10 protein-coding genes are annotated in these 17,737 nt (G+C 62.3%); 5 read left to right on the plus strand and 5 right to left on the minus strand.

Annotated features, from left to right (window positions below; translation table 11 throughout):
- Positions 1-107: 107 nt before the first annotated feature.
- The 3 genes from AB5I78_RS16105 to AB5I78_RS16115 are packed head-to-tail and all read left to right on the plus strand — an operon-like array spanning position 108 to position 5,574.
- A complete protein-coding gene (locus AB5I78_RS16105; RefSeq protein ID WP_369303154.1) occupies positions 108-1,349 on the plus strand; it encodes an exonuclease SbcCD subunit D C-terminal domain-containing protein in 1,242 nt (413 codons plus the stop codon).
- The gene (locus AB5I78_RS16110; protein ID WP_369303155.1) at positions 1,346-4,984 is read left to right on the plus strand and encodes an AAA family ATPase; all 3,639 of its coding nucleotides are present in this window, start codon (positions 1,346-1,348) and stop codon (positions 4,982-4,984) included. The genes AB5I78_RS16105 and AB5I78_RS16110 overlap by 4 nt, the downstream gene beginning before the upstream one ends.
- Positions 4,981-5,574: a glutathione S-transferase gene (locus AB5I78_RS16115; protein WP_369303156.1), complete on the plus strand. Its 594-nt coding sequence runs from the start codon at positions 4,981-4,983 to the stop codon at positions 5,572-5,574. Before AB5I78_RS16110 ends, AB5I78_RS16115 begins: the two co-directional genes overlap by 4 nt.
- A 126-nt stretch (positions 5,575-5,700) precedes the next feature.
- Here AB5I78_RS16115 and AB5I78_RS16120 read toward each other — a convergent pair whose 3' ends face one another.
- The 3 genes from AB5I78_RS16120 to AB5I78_RS16130 form a co-directional block, all read right to left on the minus strand.
- Positions 5,701-5,880 (minus strand): hypothetical protein, encoded by a 180-nt coding sequence (locus AB5I78_RS16120; RefSeq protein WP_145166200.1) that lies wholly within the window; start codon positions 5,878-5,880, stop codon positions 5,701-5,703.
- Between the two features lie 156 nt (positions 5,881-6,036).
- The gene (locus tag AB5I78_RS16125) at positions 6,037-7,212 is read right to left on the minus strand and encodes a lactonase family protein (protein WP_262207732.1); all 1,176 of its coding nucleotides are present in this window, start codon (positions 7,210-7,212) and stop codon (positions 6,037-6,039) included.
- A complete protein-coding gene (locus tag AB5I78_RS16130; RefSeq protein ID WP_369303157.1) occupies positions 7,199-7,486 on the minus strand; it encodes a DUF5629 family protein in 288 nt (95 codons plus the stop codon). The genes AB5I78_RS16125 and AB5I78_RS16130 overlap by 14 nt, the downstream gene beginning before the upstream one ends.
- A gap of 141 nt (positions 7,487-7,627) precedes the next feature.
- Between AB5I78_RS16130 and AB5I78_RS16135 the strand changes: the two genes are divergently transcribed.
- Positions 7,628-12,538, plus strand: coding sequence for a hypothetical protein (locus AB5I78_RS16135; RefSeq protein WP_369303158.1), 4,911 nt, complete (start codon positions 7,628-7,630; stop codon positions 12,536-12,538).
- A 102-nt stretch (positions 12,539-12,640) separates the two neighbouring features.
- On the opposite strand, the gene AB5I78_RS16140 is transcribed toward AB5I78_RS16135, so the two are convergent.
- Both AB5I78_RS16140 and AB5I78_RS16145 read right to left on the minus strand, forming a co-directional pair.
- Entirely contained in the window at positions 12,641-15,016 is a 2,376-nt protein-coding gene (locus AB5I78_RS16140) for an RND family transporter (RefSeq protein ID WP_106580502.1), read from the minus strand.
- A gap of 18 nt (positions 15,017-15,034) precedes the next feature.
- Positions 15,035-16,066 (minus strand): WD40/YVTN/BNR-like repeat-containing protein, encoded by a 1,032-nt coding sequence (locus AB5I78_RS16145; protein WP_369303160.1) that lies wholly within the window; start codon positions 16,064-16,066, stop codon positions 15,035-15,037.
- Between the two features lie 300 nt (positions 16,067-16,366).
- Between AB5I78_RS16145 and AB5I78_RS16150 the strand changes: the two genes are divergently transcribed.
- Positions 16,367-17,482 (plus strand): Gfo/Idh/MocA family protein, encoded by a 1,116-nt coding sequence (locus AB5I78_RS16150; RefSeq protein ID WP_369303159.1) that lies wholly within the window; start codon positions 16,367-16,369, stop codon positions 17,480-17,482.
- The last annotated feature ends 255 nt before the right edge of the window (positions 17,483-17,737 follow it).

A 17,737-nucleotide genomic window follows, 5' to 3' on the forward strand; every position in this document is an offset into this window, starting at 1 on the left:
CATCGCAGGCAAGCCAGCTCCCACAGTTGATCTGGGCCAGCCGCGGGCACCGAACCTGCTTTTACAGGTAAACTCCCCTCCTTTTCATCTTCTCCCCGGAGTTCGCCTTGCGTCTGTTCCACACCTCCGACTGGCACCTCGGCCAAAACCTGCATGGCCAGGAACGCGACTTCGAACACGCCTGTTTCCTCGAGTGGCTGCTGGGCCAATTAAAAGCCGAGCAGCCCGATGTGCTGCTGATCGCCGGCGATATCTTCGACACGGTCAACCCGCCGCTCAAGGCCCAGGAGCGGCTGTACGACTTCATCATCAGCGCCCACGAACACAACCCGAAACTCACGATTGTGATGATCGCCGGCAACCACGACTCCGGCTCGCGCATCGAATTGCCCGCGCCGTTGATGCGCCGCCTGCGCACGCATGCCTTGGGCCGCGTGCTGTGGTTGGATGACGGCCAACTGGATGCCGAGCGCCTGCTGATCCCGCTGCCTGACGCCAAAGGCAAGATCGCAGCCTGGTGCCTGGCGCTGCCGTTTTTGCGCCCGGCGGAAGTCACCGGCGCGCACTTGGGCGACGACTACCTGCGCGGCATCGGCCAGGTGCATGAATGGCTGATCGCCGCCGCCAATGCCAAACGCAAAAAAGGCCAGGCGCTGATTGCCATCAGCCATGCGCATATGGCCGGTGGTTCGGTGTCGGAAGACTCCGAGCGCAGCCTGATCATCGGCAATGCCGAGGCGCTGCCCGCCAGCCTGTTCGATGCCAGCGTGAGCTATGTGGCCCTGGGCCATTTGCACAAGCCGCAAAAGGTGAACGGCGAAGAACGCATTCGCTACAGCGGCTCGCCGATTCCCCTGTCGTTTTCCGAAATCGGCTACAAGCATCAGATTCTCGACGTGGTCTTCCAGGGCCAACGCCTGGTCAGCGTCGAGCCGCGTCTGATTCCGCGCTCGGTCAACCTGCAACGCCTGGACGCTGCGCCGCTGGCGGAGATCCTCAAGCAACTGGCGGATCTGCCCGACATCGACCTGCTCGCCGAGACCCAACGCCACCCGTGGCTGGAAGTGCGGGTGCGCCTGGACGAGCCGCAACCGGACCTGCGCCAGCAAATCGAAACCGCCCTGCAAGGCAAGGCCGTGCGCCTGGTGCGCATCGCCGCCGAATATGCCGGCAAGCGCGGCAGCGACGCCACCGACGACGAGCGCCTGGTCGAACTCGACCAGCTCACGCCCCAGGAGCTGTTCAGCCGCGCCTGGCAGGACAACTACGGCAGTGAAGTGGATGAACAGACCTTGAAGGATTTCGCCGTGCTGCTCCAGGAAGTGCAACAGGCGGGTGAACAGCCATGAAGATTCTTGCCATCCGCCTGAAAAACCTTGCCTCACTGGCCGGCCCGTTTGAAATCGACTTTACCGCCGAGCCCCTGGCCAGCGCCGGGTTGTTTGCGATCACCGGGCCGACCGGCGCGGGCAAAAGTACCTTGCTCGATGCCTTGTGCCTGGCGCTGTTTGGCGCGGTGCCACGCCTGGGCGATACCGGCCAGGCCAAGATGCCGGATGCCGACAGCGACATTTCCATCGGCGACCCACGCACCCTGCTGCGCCGCGGCACCGGCGGCGGTTATGCCGAGGTGGACTTTGTCGGCGTCAACGGCCGTCGCTACCGTGCGCGCTGGGAAGCCAACCGCGCCCGCGACAAGGCCAGCGGCAAGTTGCAGAACAGCCGGCAAAGCCTGATCGACCTGGACAGCGACCAACTGCTGGCCAGCCAGAAGACCGAATACAAGACTCAGCTGGAGCTGGCCCTGGGCCTGAATTTCGAGCAGTTCACCCGCGCGGTGTTGCTGGCGCAAAGTGAATTCAGCGCGTTCCTCAAGGCCAACGACAATGAGCGCAGCGAACTGCTGGAAAAGCTCACCGACACCGCGCTCTACACCCAGCTTGGCCGCCGCGCCTTCGACAAGGCCAAGGATGCCAAGGACGCGCACAAACAACTGCAAGACCAGGCCACCGGCGTGGTGCCATTGGCCGCCGAGGCCCGTGCCGAACTGGATCAACAGCTCGCCACGGCGCAGCAGCAGCTCAAGACCCAGCAGGCCCAGCTCAAGCAGTTGGAGTTGCAGCACACCTGGCTCAAGGAATTGCGCGAATGGCAGGAGCGCCAACAGAGCGCGACTGAGCAACTGCAACGCGCGCAGGCCGATTGGGAGGGCCAAGGCCAGCAACGCCAGGACCTGAGCCGCCTGGAGCACTTGGCGCCACAGCGCCATCAGTTTGCTCGACAGGCTGAACTCGGCACGTTGTTGACGCCGCTCGCCGCGCAGATTCAGCAGCACAGCGAGCAGCAAACCGCGCTGCACACGCGTCAGGAGCAGGCGCAAGCCCAGCAAGCGGCGGCCCAGGCGGCACTGGCTGAGGCGCTGAAACACCAGGCCGACGCCGTGCCCTTGTTACGCCAGGCCTTTGAAGCACAAAGCACCCTCGCCCACCTGACCAAGGACCTGGCCAAACGCACCGAGGACCAACAGCAACACGAAGTCGCCTGCACCCAAGGCCAGACCTTGCTGAAGGGCTTGCAGGACAAACACACCCACGTTGCCGAACGCATGCAACGCCTGGCTGCCGAGCTGGAGCGCAGCGCCACCCTGGCGCCGCTGAGCGATGCCTGGAGCGCTTATCGCGACCGTCTGCAACAGCTGATGCTGATCGGCAATCGCTTGAACAAAGGCCAGAGCGAACTGCCGCAGCTGGAACAACGCGCCACCACCGCCGCCGAGAAGTTCGCTCAGCAACGTGACGCGCTGGACCTGTTGTATCAGGAAGCCGGCGCCGAGCCACACGCGGTCGCCGAGCAGATCCAGCTACTGGCGAGCCTGCTGCAAGACAACCGCAAACAGCAACGCGCCTTTGAAGACCTGACGCGGCTGTGGGACAACCAGCAGCAGCTGGATCAACAGGCCGCCAGCCTGACGCAGAAACTTGCGGACGCGCAGCAACAGCGCGAACAACTGAACCAGACCGGTCTGCAAACCAAGGCCGAGCTGGCCGTCGCCGAACAAACCTTGACGGTGACCAAGCAACTGCTCGAACGTCAACGCCTGGCCCGCAGCGCCAGCGTCGAGGAATTGCGCGAGCAGTTGCAGGACGACCAGCCCTGCCCGGTATGCGGCAGCCATGAGCACCCCTATCACCAGCCTGAAGCCTTGCTGCAAAGCCTTGGCCGCCATGATGAGAACGAAGAAGCCACGGCGCAGAAAGCCGTCGACGTGCTCAAGGAAAAACTTACCGAGCTGCGCGGGGAAGTGGGTGGTTTGATCGCGCAACAAAAGGAGTTCCTGCAACAGCAGGAGCACCTGGCGACGCAGCAACACGCGCTCAAACCCAGCCTGGATGCACACCCGCTGTCGGCCTCGCTGTTCAACCAGGACGCCGCCAAGCGCAGCACCTGGCTGGCCCAGCAACTGGCGCAGCTGACGCAAAGCATCACCCAGGACGAACAACGCCAGGGTGCCCTGCTCAACCTGCAACAAAATGCCGGGAGTTTGCAGCAGCAGTTGCAAGCCGCTCAGGATGCGAGCCAGCAAGCCCGGCAGTTGCTGGTGGACCAGCAACGCGAGCTGTCCAACGACCGCGAACGTCTCGACGAAGAGCTGCATGCCTTCGCCAGCCTGCTGCCCGCCGAAACCCTCGAGGGCTTGCGCCGCGAACCGGCCGCCACCTTTATGCAGCTCGACCAGCAGGTCAGCCAGCGTCTGGAGCAGCTGGGCCATCAGCGCGATGAACTGGCCGAGCAGCAGGAACGTCAACAGGCCATCGAGAAAGAACAGACCCATCAGCAGCATCGCCAGCAGCAACTGGACGTCTTGCATCAGCACGTCACCGAGTTGTCTACGCAGCGACAGGCCGCGCAGGAACAACTCACGGCGCTGCTGGGCGATCACGCCAGCGCTGAACAGTGGCAGCAGCAACTGGACCAGGCGGTGGCGCAGGCACGTCAGCGCGAAACCGACGCCAATCAACAGCTGCAAGACCTGCGTAATGCGCTTATTCAACTGGCTGCCGACCTCAAGGCGCAGCAGGAACGCCAACAGGCACTGACTGCTGAGCAGCACAGCCTCGACGAGCGCCTGGGCGAATGGCGGGCGCTGCACCCCGAGCTGGATGATGCCGGGCTTGCGCGCTTGCTGGCCTTTGATGACAGCCAGATCAGCGCGCTGCGCCAGCAGGTGCAACACAGCGAAAAAGCCGTCGAACAAGCCAAGGTGCTGTTGCACGAACGCGAGCAACGCCTCGCCGAGCATCAGGCCTTGCACAACGGCAACCTGGACGCCGAGCAACTCGATGGCAGCCTGGCCACGCTCAACCAGCAATTGGCCGAGGGCGAAAAACACTGCGCCGAGTTGCGCGCGCGCCAGGCCGAAGACCAGCGCCGCCAGGACGCCAACCACGCGCTGGCCGAACAGATCACCCAGGCTTATGAAGAATGGCAACGCTGGGCGCGCCTGAATGCGCTGATCGGTTCGGCCACCGGCGACACGTTCCGCAAGATCGCCCAGGCCTATAACCTGGACTTGCTCGTGCATCACGCCAACGTGCAATTGCGCCAACTGGTGCGCCGCTACCGCCTCAAACGCGGTGGCAGCATGCTCGGGCTGTTGGTGATGGACACGGAAATGGGCGATGAACTGCGCTCGGTGCACTCGTTGTCCGGGGGCGAAACCTTCCTGGTGTCGCTGGCGCTGGCGTTGGGTCTGGCGTCGATGGCGTCCAGCACGTTGAAGATCGAGTCGCTGTTTATCGACGAAGGTTTTGGCAGCCTTGATCCGGAGTCGCTGCAATTGGCGATGGACGCCCTGGACGGTCTGCAGGCCCAGGGCCGCAAGGTGGCGGTGATTTCCCATGTACAGGAAATGCACGAGCGCATCCCGGTGCAGATCCAGGTCAAGCGTCAGGGCAATGGCTTGAGCACGCTGGAGGTCAAGTGAGCGAGGCGCTGCTGTATTCGTTCCGGCGCTGCCCGTATGCGATGCGCGCGCGCATGGCGTTGCGCTACGCGGGCGTGCCCGTGCAGATCGTCGAGGTGAGCCTGAAAGCCAAGCCGGCCGACATGCTCGCGCTGTCGCCCAAGGGCACGGTGCCGGTATTGAGCGTGGACGGCCGGGTGATTGAGGAAAGCCTGGAGATCATGCATTGGGCCCTGGCGCAGCACGACCCTGATGACTGGTTGCTCAACGGCGACCCGCGGGTGCTGGACCTGATCGCCGAGAACGACCAGGCCTTCAAACATCACTTGAATCGATACAAGTACGCCGAGCGCTACCCGGAGCAACCGATGGAACATTATCGGGCCGAGGGCGAGGTGTTTTTGCACAAGCTGGAAGGTTTGCTGGCGGGGAATGAATACTTGTTGGCCGACCATTTGAGCCTGGCCGATGTGGCGCTGGCGCCGTTTGTGCGTCAGTTCGCGCACGTGGATCGCGAGTGGTTTGCCGGCACGGAGTATCACCGGTTGCAGGCCTGGCTACAGCGTTTTCTGGAATCACCGCTGTTTGTAGCGGTAATGGCAAAACCCTGAACCCAACACAATCACCTGTGGGCGCTGGCTTGCCTGCGATGCCGACAACTCGGTCCAACTGATACACCGAGTTGCTTTCATCGCAGGCAAGCCAGCGCCCACAGGTGACCGTCGCTCAGCTTACGCTCAGTGCTGGGTCTTGTGATCCAGTGCGGCGTAGAAGTTGGCGCTTTGCTGCAGGTATTTCTGGGTGTAGGCGCTGGTGCTGGATTTTTTGCCGGAAACTTCCACGCTGGCGGCGGCAGGCAATGCCACGGTGGCGGAAACAGCGGAAGCGGCGATGATGGAGAAGAGGTTCAAGTTCATGTGGGTAACCCTTGTGTTCGTTGGTTTAGGTGGCCGGGAGAGGCCTTGGAACCCAACTTACGCCCGAGGGCTGAACCTTGGTAATGTTTTGAAACAGTAGCCGCTATTAATAGAATTAATACACCGAGTCAGGCCCCGCATGGCGGGGCCTGTGGCTTATTGACGCACCAGGAACTTCAGGTCACTGGGCGCATCGATCGGCAATTTCTGCACGGTTTTACCCAGCAGGCCGGTCTTGGGGTCGCGCTCGACGACCACGATTTCGTTGCTTTTCTGGTTGGCGATCAGCAAAAACTTGCCGCTCGGGTCCAGGCTGAACTCGCGCGGGTGGTCGCCTTCCACAGAGCGGCGCTGCAGTTCCTTGAGGTGCGCGGTGGCCGGGTCGATGCTGAACACCAGCATCTGGTTGGCGGTGCCGCGGTTGCTCACGTACAGGAATTTGCCGTCGCTGGAGGCGTGCAGCGCCGCGCCGGCCTTGTCGGCCACCGGCTGCCCGGCAGCAAAGTCCACCAGTTGGGTCTGGCTGAGCTTGCCGTCGTTGTAATCGAACACGGCAACCTGGGCGCTCATCTCGGTGGTCAGCCAGGCATGCTTGCCATCCGCGCTGAACAGCAAGTGACGCGGGCCGCTGCCCGGTGGCATTGGCACGGCGGCAGGGTTGGCCGGGGTCAGCGGCAGTTCAGGGTTGGCCTTGGGGTCGTAGTGGTAGGCAAACACTTTGTCGGCCCCCAGGTCCTGAACAAACACGTATTTGCCGTCCGGCGATGACACCACCGAATGCACATGGTTGGAGGCCTGGCGCTCCGGGTTCACCCGGCTGGAGGGATGCCCGCTCAGTTGCACCGGCGCCGACAGCTTGCCAGCGGCGTCAACCGGCAGCACCGCGAGGCTGCCACCCGGATCTTCGAGTACCGAATAGTTGGCAACGAACAGGTAACGTCCATCAGCGGCGAGGCTGGAATGGGTGGGTTCATTGCCCAGGCTCTGCACCTGGTTGATCAGGGTCAACTGATGGTTCTGCGGGTCAATGCTGTAGCTGCTGACGCGGCCGACCGGGTCTTTCTGGCCCGGGCCGTTCTCGTTGACCACGAACAAATGCTTCTGGTCTTTGGAGATCGTCAGCCACGACGGGTTGGCTGCCTTCGCGGCCAGTACCGGCTTGCCGCTGAATTGGCCGGTACGGCTGTCAAACTGCAGGCGGTAGATACCCTCGCTGGTACCGGCGGTGTAGCTGCCCACCAGCAGTTCATAGGTGTCTGCCGGTGCGGCTTGCACCGACATGGCACCGACACTGCCCGCCATCAGCAGGGGCCAGAATTTACGCATCATCATCCGCTTCATCCTCGTCGTTATTGTTGCCGGTGAAAGCGCTCATGCAGATCAGGCGGTGCTCGCCCGAATCACCGGTAAGGGTCCAGCTTTGCAAGGTGTCATCGAAGGTGGCGGCCTGTACCTGCTCCAGCCTGAAACGCCAGCGTTTTTCAGCACGGCCGTCCATGGCGGTGATCAGCAAGGCCTGTTCATCAAAGGTGAAATCAAAGGCATGCAGCCCGTCGATTTCAAGCATGTCAGAAGTCTTCAGGACGGCAGGCAAATTATCGGTCATCACAGTCTTTCATCAGGTTCAAAGCGCTAATGATAGGCCAGTTTGCTGCCCGCACCTAAAGCCATAACGGGCTACCGCCTCCGGGCGACGCAGCGCATTACTTTGCAAGGGCGCGTTTTGCTCACCTGTAAAGGAATACCCATGACAGACCCGAACACCGTCCCTGCTGCACACCCGGCCCGACAAGCGGTTGAAGCCCGGTTTCTCACTCGCCCGACACTGCGCTCCGTCACCGCGCAGTTGCTGGCCGACCACTTGAAGGAAAAATACCCGCCGCTGAGCTATCCGCTTGCGGACCTGCGCCTGGCCATACCCCGTGACGGCGGCGGACGCAGCCTGTTCCCGCTGCTGGAGGTGGCGCTCAGTCACCTGGCCGATGGCAGCTTTCCCGATGTGTCCATGCGCTACGGCCTGGACTGTTACCTGGGCGACGCCACGGGTACCCGGCTGACCTTTGAGGCCAATGGCCGGCACGACTACGACCTGGCAGTGATCGAAGCCGTTATCAGAGAATTGCCGCTGATTCTGAGCATCGCCTTTCAAGACGCCCTGGCTGCCTACTGGAGCCAGGACACGGATCCCGGCGGCAGCCGCTGGCAGTGGCTGGCCCACGTGCTGCAAGGCGCTCTGCTCGACTCGGCCATTCGCCAGCCAGGGAACCTGGCACCGCAGCTCGATACGCTCATCACACTGGCCCGTTACCCCGACCGCCGTACGCGCGCCCAGCGCCCTTGGCCGCAGAAGGCCGTGCGTGCCTATACCCTGGAAACCGTTCTGGAGCAGGCAGGCAGCCGACTTACCCTGCAAGCCTGCGATGTGCTGGTGGTCGCCCCTGCGCAGGTGTTGCTGTGCCGCGTATCGGGGCAGATCGAGGCGTACGCCGACCTCGATGCCTTCGGCCAGGCCTGGGGAATGCACCTGCAGCAGCGTTTTCGCGCGCAGCGGATGACCTGGAAGCAGTACGAGCCCGACGGCAACATTTTCGAGGTACAAGCCGCGCTCATACTCGAGGGGCAGCTGGACACTCTCGCGGCCATTGAGCTCCCGGCCGGGTCCAGCGTGCAGGCCCTGGAGCTGCGGTTTGCTGGCGCTACAAACCCGGCGCAGGTCTTCAGCCACTCGACCACCACACCGCTGGCGACCCTGAATTCGATCCGCGCAGCCCTGCCCGCCTGGCTGCAGCACGCTGGCGCGGCCGAGCGCCTTGCCTACCGTCAGTGCCTGCTTGAACAGGCCGCGATCCGCCGCTTGACCCTTGGCGATTCCGATGTCGACAGCCTGGAAACCCTGCGCAGCTATGCAACCGAACATTTGAATCAGCAACTGTGCCTGGATCGCAGCGTCGCCCTGGGTGGCCAACGCGCCTGCGACGATGCCGCTCGGTCGAGCGGCTACCACGCCGACGATTTGCAACTGACCTTTCACGTGGCGGTGGGCACTCTGGCCGGCGGTTATGTCGAGCCGGTGACCCTGAGCCTGGTCGATCTGGCCCTGAAAAACCTCTCGGGCGCGCCCAAAGGCCGTATGACACTCAGCCACCGCACCGGCCGGGTAATCGAACCCTGGCTGACAGCCGACGGCCTTCGCCAACTGGTCCAGCGTGTCGACATCGGCAACAATTACCCTCATTACCTGCGCCAGGCGCTGCTCAGCGATACCGAGGCCGCACAAAAACGCACACGACTGTTCGAACAGCAACGGCCGGTGCAGCTGAAAACCCAAGCGCTGGAGCACAAGCTAAAAGGCGAAGCAGGCCTGACATCGCGCGGCGTTCAGTGGGTGGAGGCCGTGCTGAACCCGACCCCCACGGGGCGCCAGGTCGGCGGCGAAAGCCTCGTCATGCGGGTGCTGGCCTTGGTGCGCAAGCCCGGCGCCACGGCGGACGTGGTGCAAAACATGTTCATCATCGAGCCCCTCGATACGCAACGAGGCCCGCACCTGCTGTATCGGCCCGCCTATCGCGACTCGCTGCTGGAGTTTGCCAGTCGCGACAGCCTGCTGGCCGCCCTCGTACGGCCCGGCGCGTTGCAGGACAGCGTCTTGACCTGGTTGCCGGACTCGGCCAGGGCCATCTACAGCAACGGTGGGTTTACCCAGCCCCACTACGTGCGGGTCGGCCTGGGCTCGGAATTCGATCCGCTGCCGCGCGTGCCTGAACCGGCGCAATTGGCCGCCGCGGGCGACCAGAGCAGCGACGAAATCCTCCAGGCCCTGAACAATGGCAGCCTCATGGAGTACCTGTTTGGCTGCGAAACTCAGCAACTGCTGGCGCAGGCTGAGCGCGAGTCCACGTCCAATAGCGAGAGCCGCTGGGCGTTGATCCTGGAAGGTATGCAGCTGGGCTTCAACACCCTGCTGATGGCCGTGCGCGGACCACTGGCGGCAATCGGCTGGCTGATGCAACTGGTGCAGGGCCTCACGCACGATGTGCCAGCGCTGGAAAGTGACGACCCTCAGACGCGGGCGCTGGCGTGGGTCGATCTGCTGCAAAACATCGCCCTGCTGCTGGTGCATCAGGGCTCGCTGACGGCGGCGCCGGTACACCCTGCACGTGAGGAAGCCTTGCCCACGCAGCCGGCGTTGCGGCGAGCAGTTTTCGGCCCGGCAAACAGCCCGCCGGCGATCATTGAACGTGGCACGGTCGGCCTGCCTTCCGAACCGCCCGGCGGTGGCCGCACGCTGCTGGATTTCGATCATTCGCTGGCCAGCGACGCTGCATCGGCAGCGCTGCTGGAAAAACTGCGGGCATTCAGCGTGCCCTGGCCGCAGCCCGCACCTGCACAGGTCCGCCTCGGGCGTCACCTGGGTTTGTACAACCTCAACGGGGTCTGGCATGCCTCGGTCGGTGGGTTGCTGTTCAGGGCCAGCATCGTTCCCGGTTTTGGCGACGTGTATATCGTGCACCCCGAAAAAATCGACCACCCCGGCATCAAGCTTTGCACCGATGGAAAAGGCCATTGGACACTGGACCGCGGCCTTAAGCTGGTGGGCGGTGGCCCCAAGCGGATGGCGGCCTTGCGCGAGGAAAACCAGCGTAGAAAAAACGAGCTGCTCGCACGCGCGCAGGCACTCGATACGCAAATAACCCCCTTGATGGCGCCCTTCCTGGCATCGATGGAGCGCATGTGGTCCGCCGCCACCGCCTTGAAAAACCAACGCAAAACCGTGCAATTGGTCTGGAATCTTCTGCAAAAAGCGCCGCCCGAGCGGCGGCCCGCCCTGTCGGCGCGGCACCAGCAGGAGACCCTGAACCACCAGCAACGACGCACCGAGTTTCAGATTCTGCTGCAGAACCTCGAAGACCAATTTGCCCAGTCCCTGCCCCCACGCCTGGAAATGGTCAAGGTGGGCCAGGAACTGGAAAAGGTCGGCGGCGCCGGCGTGCACGTGCTTGATCGGGCAAAAATCCTGGGGACCATTTGGAACCAGCAGTCGGCCATCCAGACGTTGTTGGTGGACCGGTTGAACGCCATGCGTTTTTCCAGCGCGGGCGAGCCCATGGCGCAGATGGCGCGCAGGATGTTTGTCGACAACCTGCTGGGAAACACCGCCGTCTACGACGAATACATCCGCAACACGGTTGAATCGGCCAATATTCGCGAGCACATGGCCGAGGTCGCGGCGGCCATGGAGCATACGCTCGAACAACTGGAAGATGACTCGGTGGCGGGCCGTGTGATCCGCCAGGAATGCCTGACGCTGATCCAATACCCGCAGAATTTTTTCGCCAACAACCTGAGGCTCAGTGCGCTCAATTACCTCGCCGCCGCCACCCTGGCGACGGCCGACCGACGACTGCCACCCCTGGAGGAGTTTTACCTCAACCGCCTCGAACAGAGCGACCTGGCCCAAGCCCTGCAGTCTCATGTGGAAGTGCGCAGCGGTGCCGAGTACCCGCTGGCCGAGCAACGTAATGTGTATGAGACGGTCCTTGACCGGTACCGCCGTCATGAGGACGCGATTCGCGCCCTCAAGGCCCTCAACCCTGGGCGCTTGCGCCCGGAGGCCGAACGCCTGCTGAGAGGCCTTGAATTTGCCCAGGCGCTTGCGCAAAGCGAACTTGAAGCGGTGGTACGCAAACAGGAAGAGCTGGACGTCGAGCTGCCCTTATCGAAAACCCTGCGTCCCAAAAACCCGGCCAAGCGCGTGTTCAAAACCCGCAAAAAGGCGTACTTCATCGGTGAGCTCAAGCCTGCCGATGCCCAGAACAGCCAGGAGCAACTCACCCTCACCGACGCCTTGACTGGCGAAACCATTGCCTCGTTCAGCCGCCACGAAGACGGTTGGGCCAACACCGCCAAGGACCCAGTGGCTGCCCCGGCAGGCACAGCCCAAGGTCGCTCACTGGCAACCCTCAAAGGCCTGGCCCAGGCGCTGATCGAACAACGCAAAGGCATTGAACAGCTGATCACGGCCGAGCAGCAAAAACTCGACTCGCCGCTGACCCGTCAACATGTCGACCCGAGTGGCTGGAATGAATTGCTGATGGCCCACGCCGGAAAGCTCACGGCCTTGGCCGATGAGTTGGCACGCGACCATTTGGCGCAAAAAACCGCGGTGCAACGCCTGATCGATGAATACCGGGCACACGCCCGGGACATCGGCCGGCTGGCGCAGCGCGTGTGCAGTGAGGCGTACAAACGGCAATGGCCGACCCAGGAGAGCCTCAATTATCTGTGGGAACAAAAACAGATCGACATCAACCTGACCAGCCTGGCCGACCCGCAACGCCCGACCCTCAGCGGCGACTTCTTCACTGAGTACGCGGTGTACGACAAGGCCAAAAAACCGCCGGTGGTGTTGTGGTATGCGCACTTTCATTACGCCAACGCCGACGCCCTGCCCGCCGACTACACGCGGGCCCACCTGAAGCTGCCGGAACAGCGCAAGTACACACAGAAGGACCTGCTCAAGCAACATGTCCAGGCCGACCTTCATACCCGCACGGAACCCGGCGGCGAACCGCTGACCCACATTCTGTATGTGCTGATTACGCCGCCCGTGGATCAGTTGTTCCTGGCGATCGCGCCAATGCCACGGGCCCTGCGCTGACGCCGTGCCCTGAGCATTGCGCTGGGCCACTTCACAACCTGAGATGCCGTGTGGCAAGGGCGTTGCACCCTTGCCGCACGGCACTGCACGACGGTGTCGGGCTCAGTGTGCAAACAGCGAGTTGCCCTTCTGCCCCGCGAGTTTTTCAGGCTTGATCAGGAACCGTGCCAGCGCCGGCAGCAGCCACAGCGCACCGAACATGTTCCACAGCAGCATGAAGGTCAGCATCAGGCCCATGTCGGCCTGGAACTTGATGGCCGAGAAAATCCAGGTGCACACGCCGATAGCCAGGCACAAGCCGGTGAACAGCACGGCTTTGCCGGTCGACTTGAGGGTTTGGTAGTAGGCCTCTTGCAGTGGCAGGCCGGCGCGCAGGAAGCTTTCCAGACGGCTGTAGATGTAAATGCCGTAGTCCACGCCGATGCCCACGCCCAGCGCCACCACCGGCAGGGTCGCGACCTTGACGCCGATACCCATGAACGCCATCAACGCGTTGCCCAGCACCGAGGTCAGCACCAGCGGCAGCACGATGCACAGGGTGGCGGCCCATGAGCGGAAGGTGATCATGCACATGGTCGCCACGCACAGGTACACCAGGATGAGGATGGTCAGTTCCGACTCTTTGATCACCTCGTTGGTCGCCGCTTCGATCCCGGCGTTGCCGGCAGCGAGGATGAATTCCAGGCCGTCCTTGTTGTTTTCCTTGGCGAAGTCCTGCACCGCATGCACCGCGCGGTCGAGGGTTTCGGCCTTGTGGTCGTTGAGGAACACCAGCACCGGCGCGAGCGAGCAATTGTTGTTGTACAGGCCGTCGGCGCGGGCGATGGAGTTGTTCAGCACGTCGGGGTTGCGCGACAGGGTTTCCCATTTCAGGTTGCCCTCGTTCATGCCCTTGATCATCTGCTTGGACACGGTCACCAACGAGATCGCCGACTGCACGCCTTCGGTGTTCTGCATTTTCCACATCAACTGGTCGATAGGCGCCATGGCTTCATAGCGCGAGCAGCCTTCGGCACGGGTCTTGACCATTACCACCAGCACGTCGGAGCTGGTGGAGTAGTTGTTGATGATGAAGTTGTTGTCCTTGTTGTAGCGCGAGTCAGGGCGCAGTTCCGGTGCGCCCTGGTCGAGGTCGCCGATTTTCAGGTTCTGGCTGTACCAGAGGCCGCCACCGAAGGCGATCAGCGCCAGCAGGATGGACACCGGCGCGACTTTGGCGCTGGCGAATTTGGACAGCAGGCGCCAGAACGGGTGTTCGCGGTGCGCGTCCTTTTTGCTCTTGGCGATGGCGCGTTTACTGATGCCTACGTAGGAGATCGCCACCGGCAGCAGGATCAGGTTGGTGAACACGATCACCGCCACGCCAATGGAGGCGCCGATGGCCAGCTCGCGGATCACGCCGATGTCGATGATCAGCAAGGTGATAAAGCCCACCGCGTCGGCGAGAATCGCGATCATCCCCGGCAAAAACAATTGCCGGAACGTGCGTCGGGCGGCGGTCAGCGCGTTGTCCGCCTCACTGGATTGCAAGGCAATGCCGTTGATCTTCTGCACGCCGTGGGAAATACCGATGGCGAAGATCAGGAACGGCACCAGCATCGAATACGGGTCGAGGCCGAAACCGAAGAAGTGCATCAGGCCGAGCTGCCACACCACCGCCACCAGCGTGGTGCTCAACACCGCGACGGTGCTGCGCAGGCAGTTGGTGAACCACAGCAGCAGAATCAGGGTGATGACGAATGCGATGCCGAAGAACATCACCACCATGACCAGGCCGTCGATCAGGTCGCCGACCTTCTTGGCAAACCCGACGATGTGAATCTTGACGTTGGGGTTTTGCGCTTCGAACTTGTCGCGGATCTTGTCTTCAAGTTCGTGGGAAAACTTGCGGTAGTCCAGGGCCAGCAACTTGCCCTGGTCCTGCGGGTCCGGGTAGGACTCCAGCAGCGGAATGTCGACAATGCTCGACTTGAAGTCGTTGGCCACCAGGCGCCCCACCTGGCCGGACTTGAGCACGTTGTTGCGCAACTGGTCGAGGCTTTCCGGCGAGCCGTTGTAGCTCTGCGGGATCACTTCGCCGCCGGCAAAACCTTCCTCGGTGACCTCGGTCCAGCGCACGCTGGGGCTCCACAGCGACTTGAGGCCCGAGCGGTCAACGCCGGAGATGTAGAACACCTCGTCGTTAATCTGGCGCAGGGTCTCCATGTACTCCTTGGTGAAGATGTCACCGTCCTTGGCCTCCACGGAGATGCGCACCGTGTTGCCCAGGTTGGCCAGGTCGTTGCGGTGTTCCATCATCTTTTCGATGAAGGGGTGTTTGAGCGGGATCATCTTTTCAAAACTGGTGGAGGGGCGAATCAACGTCGCCTGCCAGAACAGAAAAATGCTCACCAGCAGGCAAATGACGATCACTGCCGGGCGATTGTTGAAGATCAGGCGCTCAAGAAAGGTCGCTTTATCGTTGTGATGACTGCTCATTGAAACCCCGCCTTCTTATTATTTTGAGAGCTCTGCACCGGCGGCGGAGGCCACACGCACGCCACCCTGCCCGACCAGAATCAAGTTGCCGTTGCCCGCCGCGGTGACCGCCGAGAGTGAAATGCGGTCCGGGCGATTGAACACGCTGAAGGTCTGCCCGTCGTCATGGCTGATCACCACGCTGCCACCGTTGCCGACCACCACCAGCGAACCGTCGTCGAGCAACGTGGCGCCGGACAAGCCGAATTCCAGGGCACCCCGCGCCGCGTTCAGCTCAACCTGTTCCCAGGTGCTGCCAAAATCTGTGGAGCGGTAGAGATTGCCGCGCAGGCCATAGGCCAACAGGGTGTGGGGTTGAGCGGTACTGATCACGCCAAACAGCGAGCCCTGATACGGGCCTTCGAGCTTTTCCCAGGTCTGGCCGTCGTCACTGGAGCGGAACATGCTGCCCTGCTCGCCGACGATAAACAGCCCGGCGTCCTTGATAGAGGCGATGGCGTTGAGGTGAAACTGGTCTTCGTTGTCGAGGCGGTCGCTGACGTCTTCCCAGGTTTTGCCGCCGTCGGTGGTTTCGATCAACGCACCGTAGGCGCCCACGGCCAGGCCGTGCTCGGCATCCTTGAACCAGATGTCGAGCAAGGGGGCTTCGCGTTTGAGGTCTTGGTATTGCTGGGTCCAGGTGACGCCGCCATCGGCGCTTGCAAGAATCTGTGCGTCGTGGCCGACAGCCCAGCCGTGTTTTTCATCGATGAAAAACACCGCCGTGAGCAGTTGCCGAGTCGGCACTTGGGCTTGGGTCCAGGTGCTGCCCTGGTCATCGGAATAGAGGATGTGCCCGCGATCACCGACCGCCACCAGGCGGGAGCCGGCGTGCACCACGTCGATCATCAGGCCTTTGGCGGCCTTGGGGGATTGAATCGCAAATGCCGGCGGTGCGCCGGCTTCATCGGCTGCCAGCACGGGTGTCGACAACACCCCCAGCAGCGAGAGCGCTGTAGCCAGCATCGCAACCTTGCGTGCGACGCGCGGGCGGCAAACAACCCAACCCATGACAGGCTCACTCATAGACCTTTCTCCCGATTTATTATTGTTAGGTCGTCTTGCCTTGCCGGCCTCTGAAACCTGCAATCTAGAGCGCCTGAAGGAAGCAGGGGCCATCCTATCGGGCTTTCGAATCGTCTGACAATCGGCGCTACGTTATCTTTTGTTAACTGGCGGGCGATGACGATGGGCTGAATATGAGTGCATTAGCCAGGCTGATTAATGAATATTTATTCTATCTATTGAATTTAGAGAATATTTATTCCATTAATACACGTCCTGAAAACAATAATCCAAAGGACCACCGCTATGCGTGAACTCGGAATCGGCCTGATCGGCACGGGCTTCATGGGGCGCGCCCATGCCTTGGCGTTCAACAATGCCCGCGCGGTATTCGAACTGCCGGTACACCTCAACCTGGCCGCCTTGGCCGATGCCGACACCGAACGCGCACAGCGTTGCGCTAGCGCATGGGGGTTTGCCCAGGCCCACGGCGACTGGCAGGCGCTGATCAATGACCCCAAGGTCGATGTCGTGGCCATCACCACGCCCAATCACTTGCATTACCCCATGGCCATGGCGGCGATTGCAGCGGGCAAGGCGGTGTATTGCGAAAAACCGCTGGCCGTCAGCCTGCCGCAGGCCGAGGCCATGCGCCGCGCCGCCAGTGCGGCCGGCGTGGTCACGCGGGTGGGCTACAACTACCAGCACAACCCGATGATCAGCCTGGCGCGGCAAATGATTGCCGATGGCGAGTTGGGCGAGATCATCAGTTTCCAGGGCGAGTTCAGCGAAGATTTCATGGCCGACCCGGCCTCACCGTGGTCGTGGCGCTGTGACGTGGCCCATGCCGGCGGCGCCCTGGCGGATTTGGGCAGTCATTTGCTGTCGATGGCGCGCTATCTGGTGGGTGAGGTGCACAGCGTGTGCGCCGACACCCAGACCGTCCACGCCCAACGCCCGCTCGTCCACGGCAGCAGTGACTGTAAACCCATCGCGGTGGACGACCAGGTGCACGCACTCTTGCGCTTTGCCAATGGCGCGCGCGGCACGGTGAGCAGCAGCTGGCTCAAGCATGGTTACAAGAACCACCTGAGTTTTGAAATCAGCGGTACGCGAGGCACGCTGGCGTTCGATCAGGAGCGCTTGAATGAACTGCGAGTGTGTCGGCTCGGCCAGGACGGATTCCAACGGTTGCTGGCCGGCCCTGCCCTGCCCGGCTATGCCGCGTTCAGCCCGGCGGCCGGGCATCAACTGGGGTACAACGAGTTGAAGACGCTGGAAGTGCACGAATTGATCATGGCGCTGGCGGGGCAAGGCGCGGGGGGCACTGACTTTGAGGGGGCATGGGCGGTTGAGCAGTTGGCAACGGCGATTCGTGTGGCGGCCCGTGAAGAGCGTTGGGTTGTGGTGGGTGAGGTGTGAGCGCGGGGGCTTGGTTTGGCCGGGGGGGTGTATATCAAGATCAAAAGCAGAGCACGGCGGCCTAGTAGCCGACCTGAGTGGTAGAAGCAAAAGCAAAGCCGAGGCGGCCTGACCTTGAAGGCTGAACTCAATCAAAGGTGGGAGCTGGCTTGCCTGCGATGGCATCAACTGGTTGTGCCTGATACACCGAGGTGCCTGCATCGCAGGCAAGCCAGCTCCCACAGAAAAGCAAAGCACTGTGGTGCTGGCAGCTGA

Source organism: Pseudomonas sp. N2-3-1-14 (genome assembly GCF_041228395.1).
In the GTDB taxonomy this organism is placed as follows: Bacteria; Pseudomonadota; Gammaproteobacteria; order Pseudomonadales; family Pseudomonadaceae; genus Aquipseudomonas.

Bases quoted from the DNA above. Each gene is read 5' to 3' on its own strand.
- AB5I78_RS16110 (WP_369303155.1), top strand. From the start codon at position 1,346: ATGAAGATTCTTGCCATCCGCCTGAAAAACCTTGCCTCACTGGCCGGC.
- AB5I78_RS16145 (WP_369303160.1), bottom strand. From the start codon at position 16,066: ATGGGTTGGGTTGTTTGCCGCCCGCGCGTCGCACGCAAGGTTGCGATG.
- AB5I78_RS16150 (WP_369303159.1), top strand. From the start codon at position 16,367: ATGCGTGAACTCGGAATCGGCCTGATCGGCACGGGCTTCATGGGGCGC.
- AB5I78_RS16125 (WP_262207732.1), bottom strand. From the start codon at position 7,212: ATGATGATGCGTAAATTCTGGCCCCTGCTGATGGCGGGCAGTGTCGGT.
- AB5I78_RS16140 (WP_106580502.1), bottom strand. From the start codon at position 15,016: ATGAGCAGTCATCACAACGATAAAGCGACCTTTCTTGAGCGCCTGATC.
- AB5I78_RS16120 (WP_145166200.1), bottom strand. From the start codon at position 5,880: ATGAACTTGAACCTCTTCTCCATCATCGCCGCTTCCGCTGTTTCCGCC.
- AB5I78_RS16130 (WP_369303157.1), bottom strand. From the start codon at position 7,486: ATGACCGATAATTTGCCTGCCGTCCTGAAGACTTCTGACATGCTTGAA.
- AB5I78_RS16135 (WP_369303158.1), top strand. From the start codon at position 7,628: ATGACAGACCCGAACACCGTCCCTGCTGCACACCCGGCCCGACAAGCG.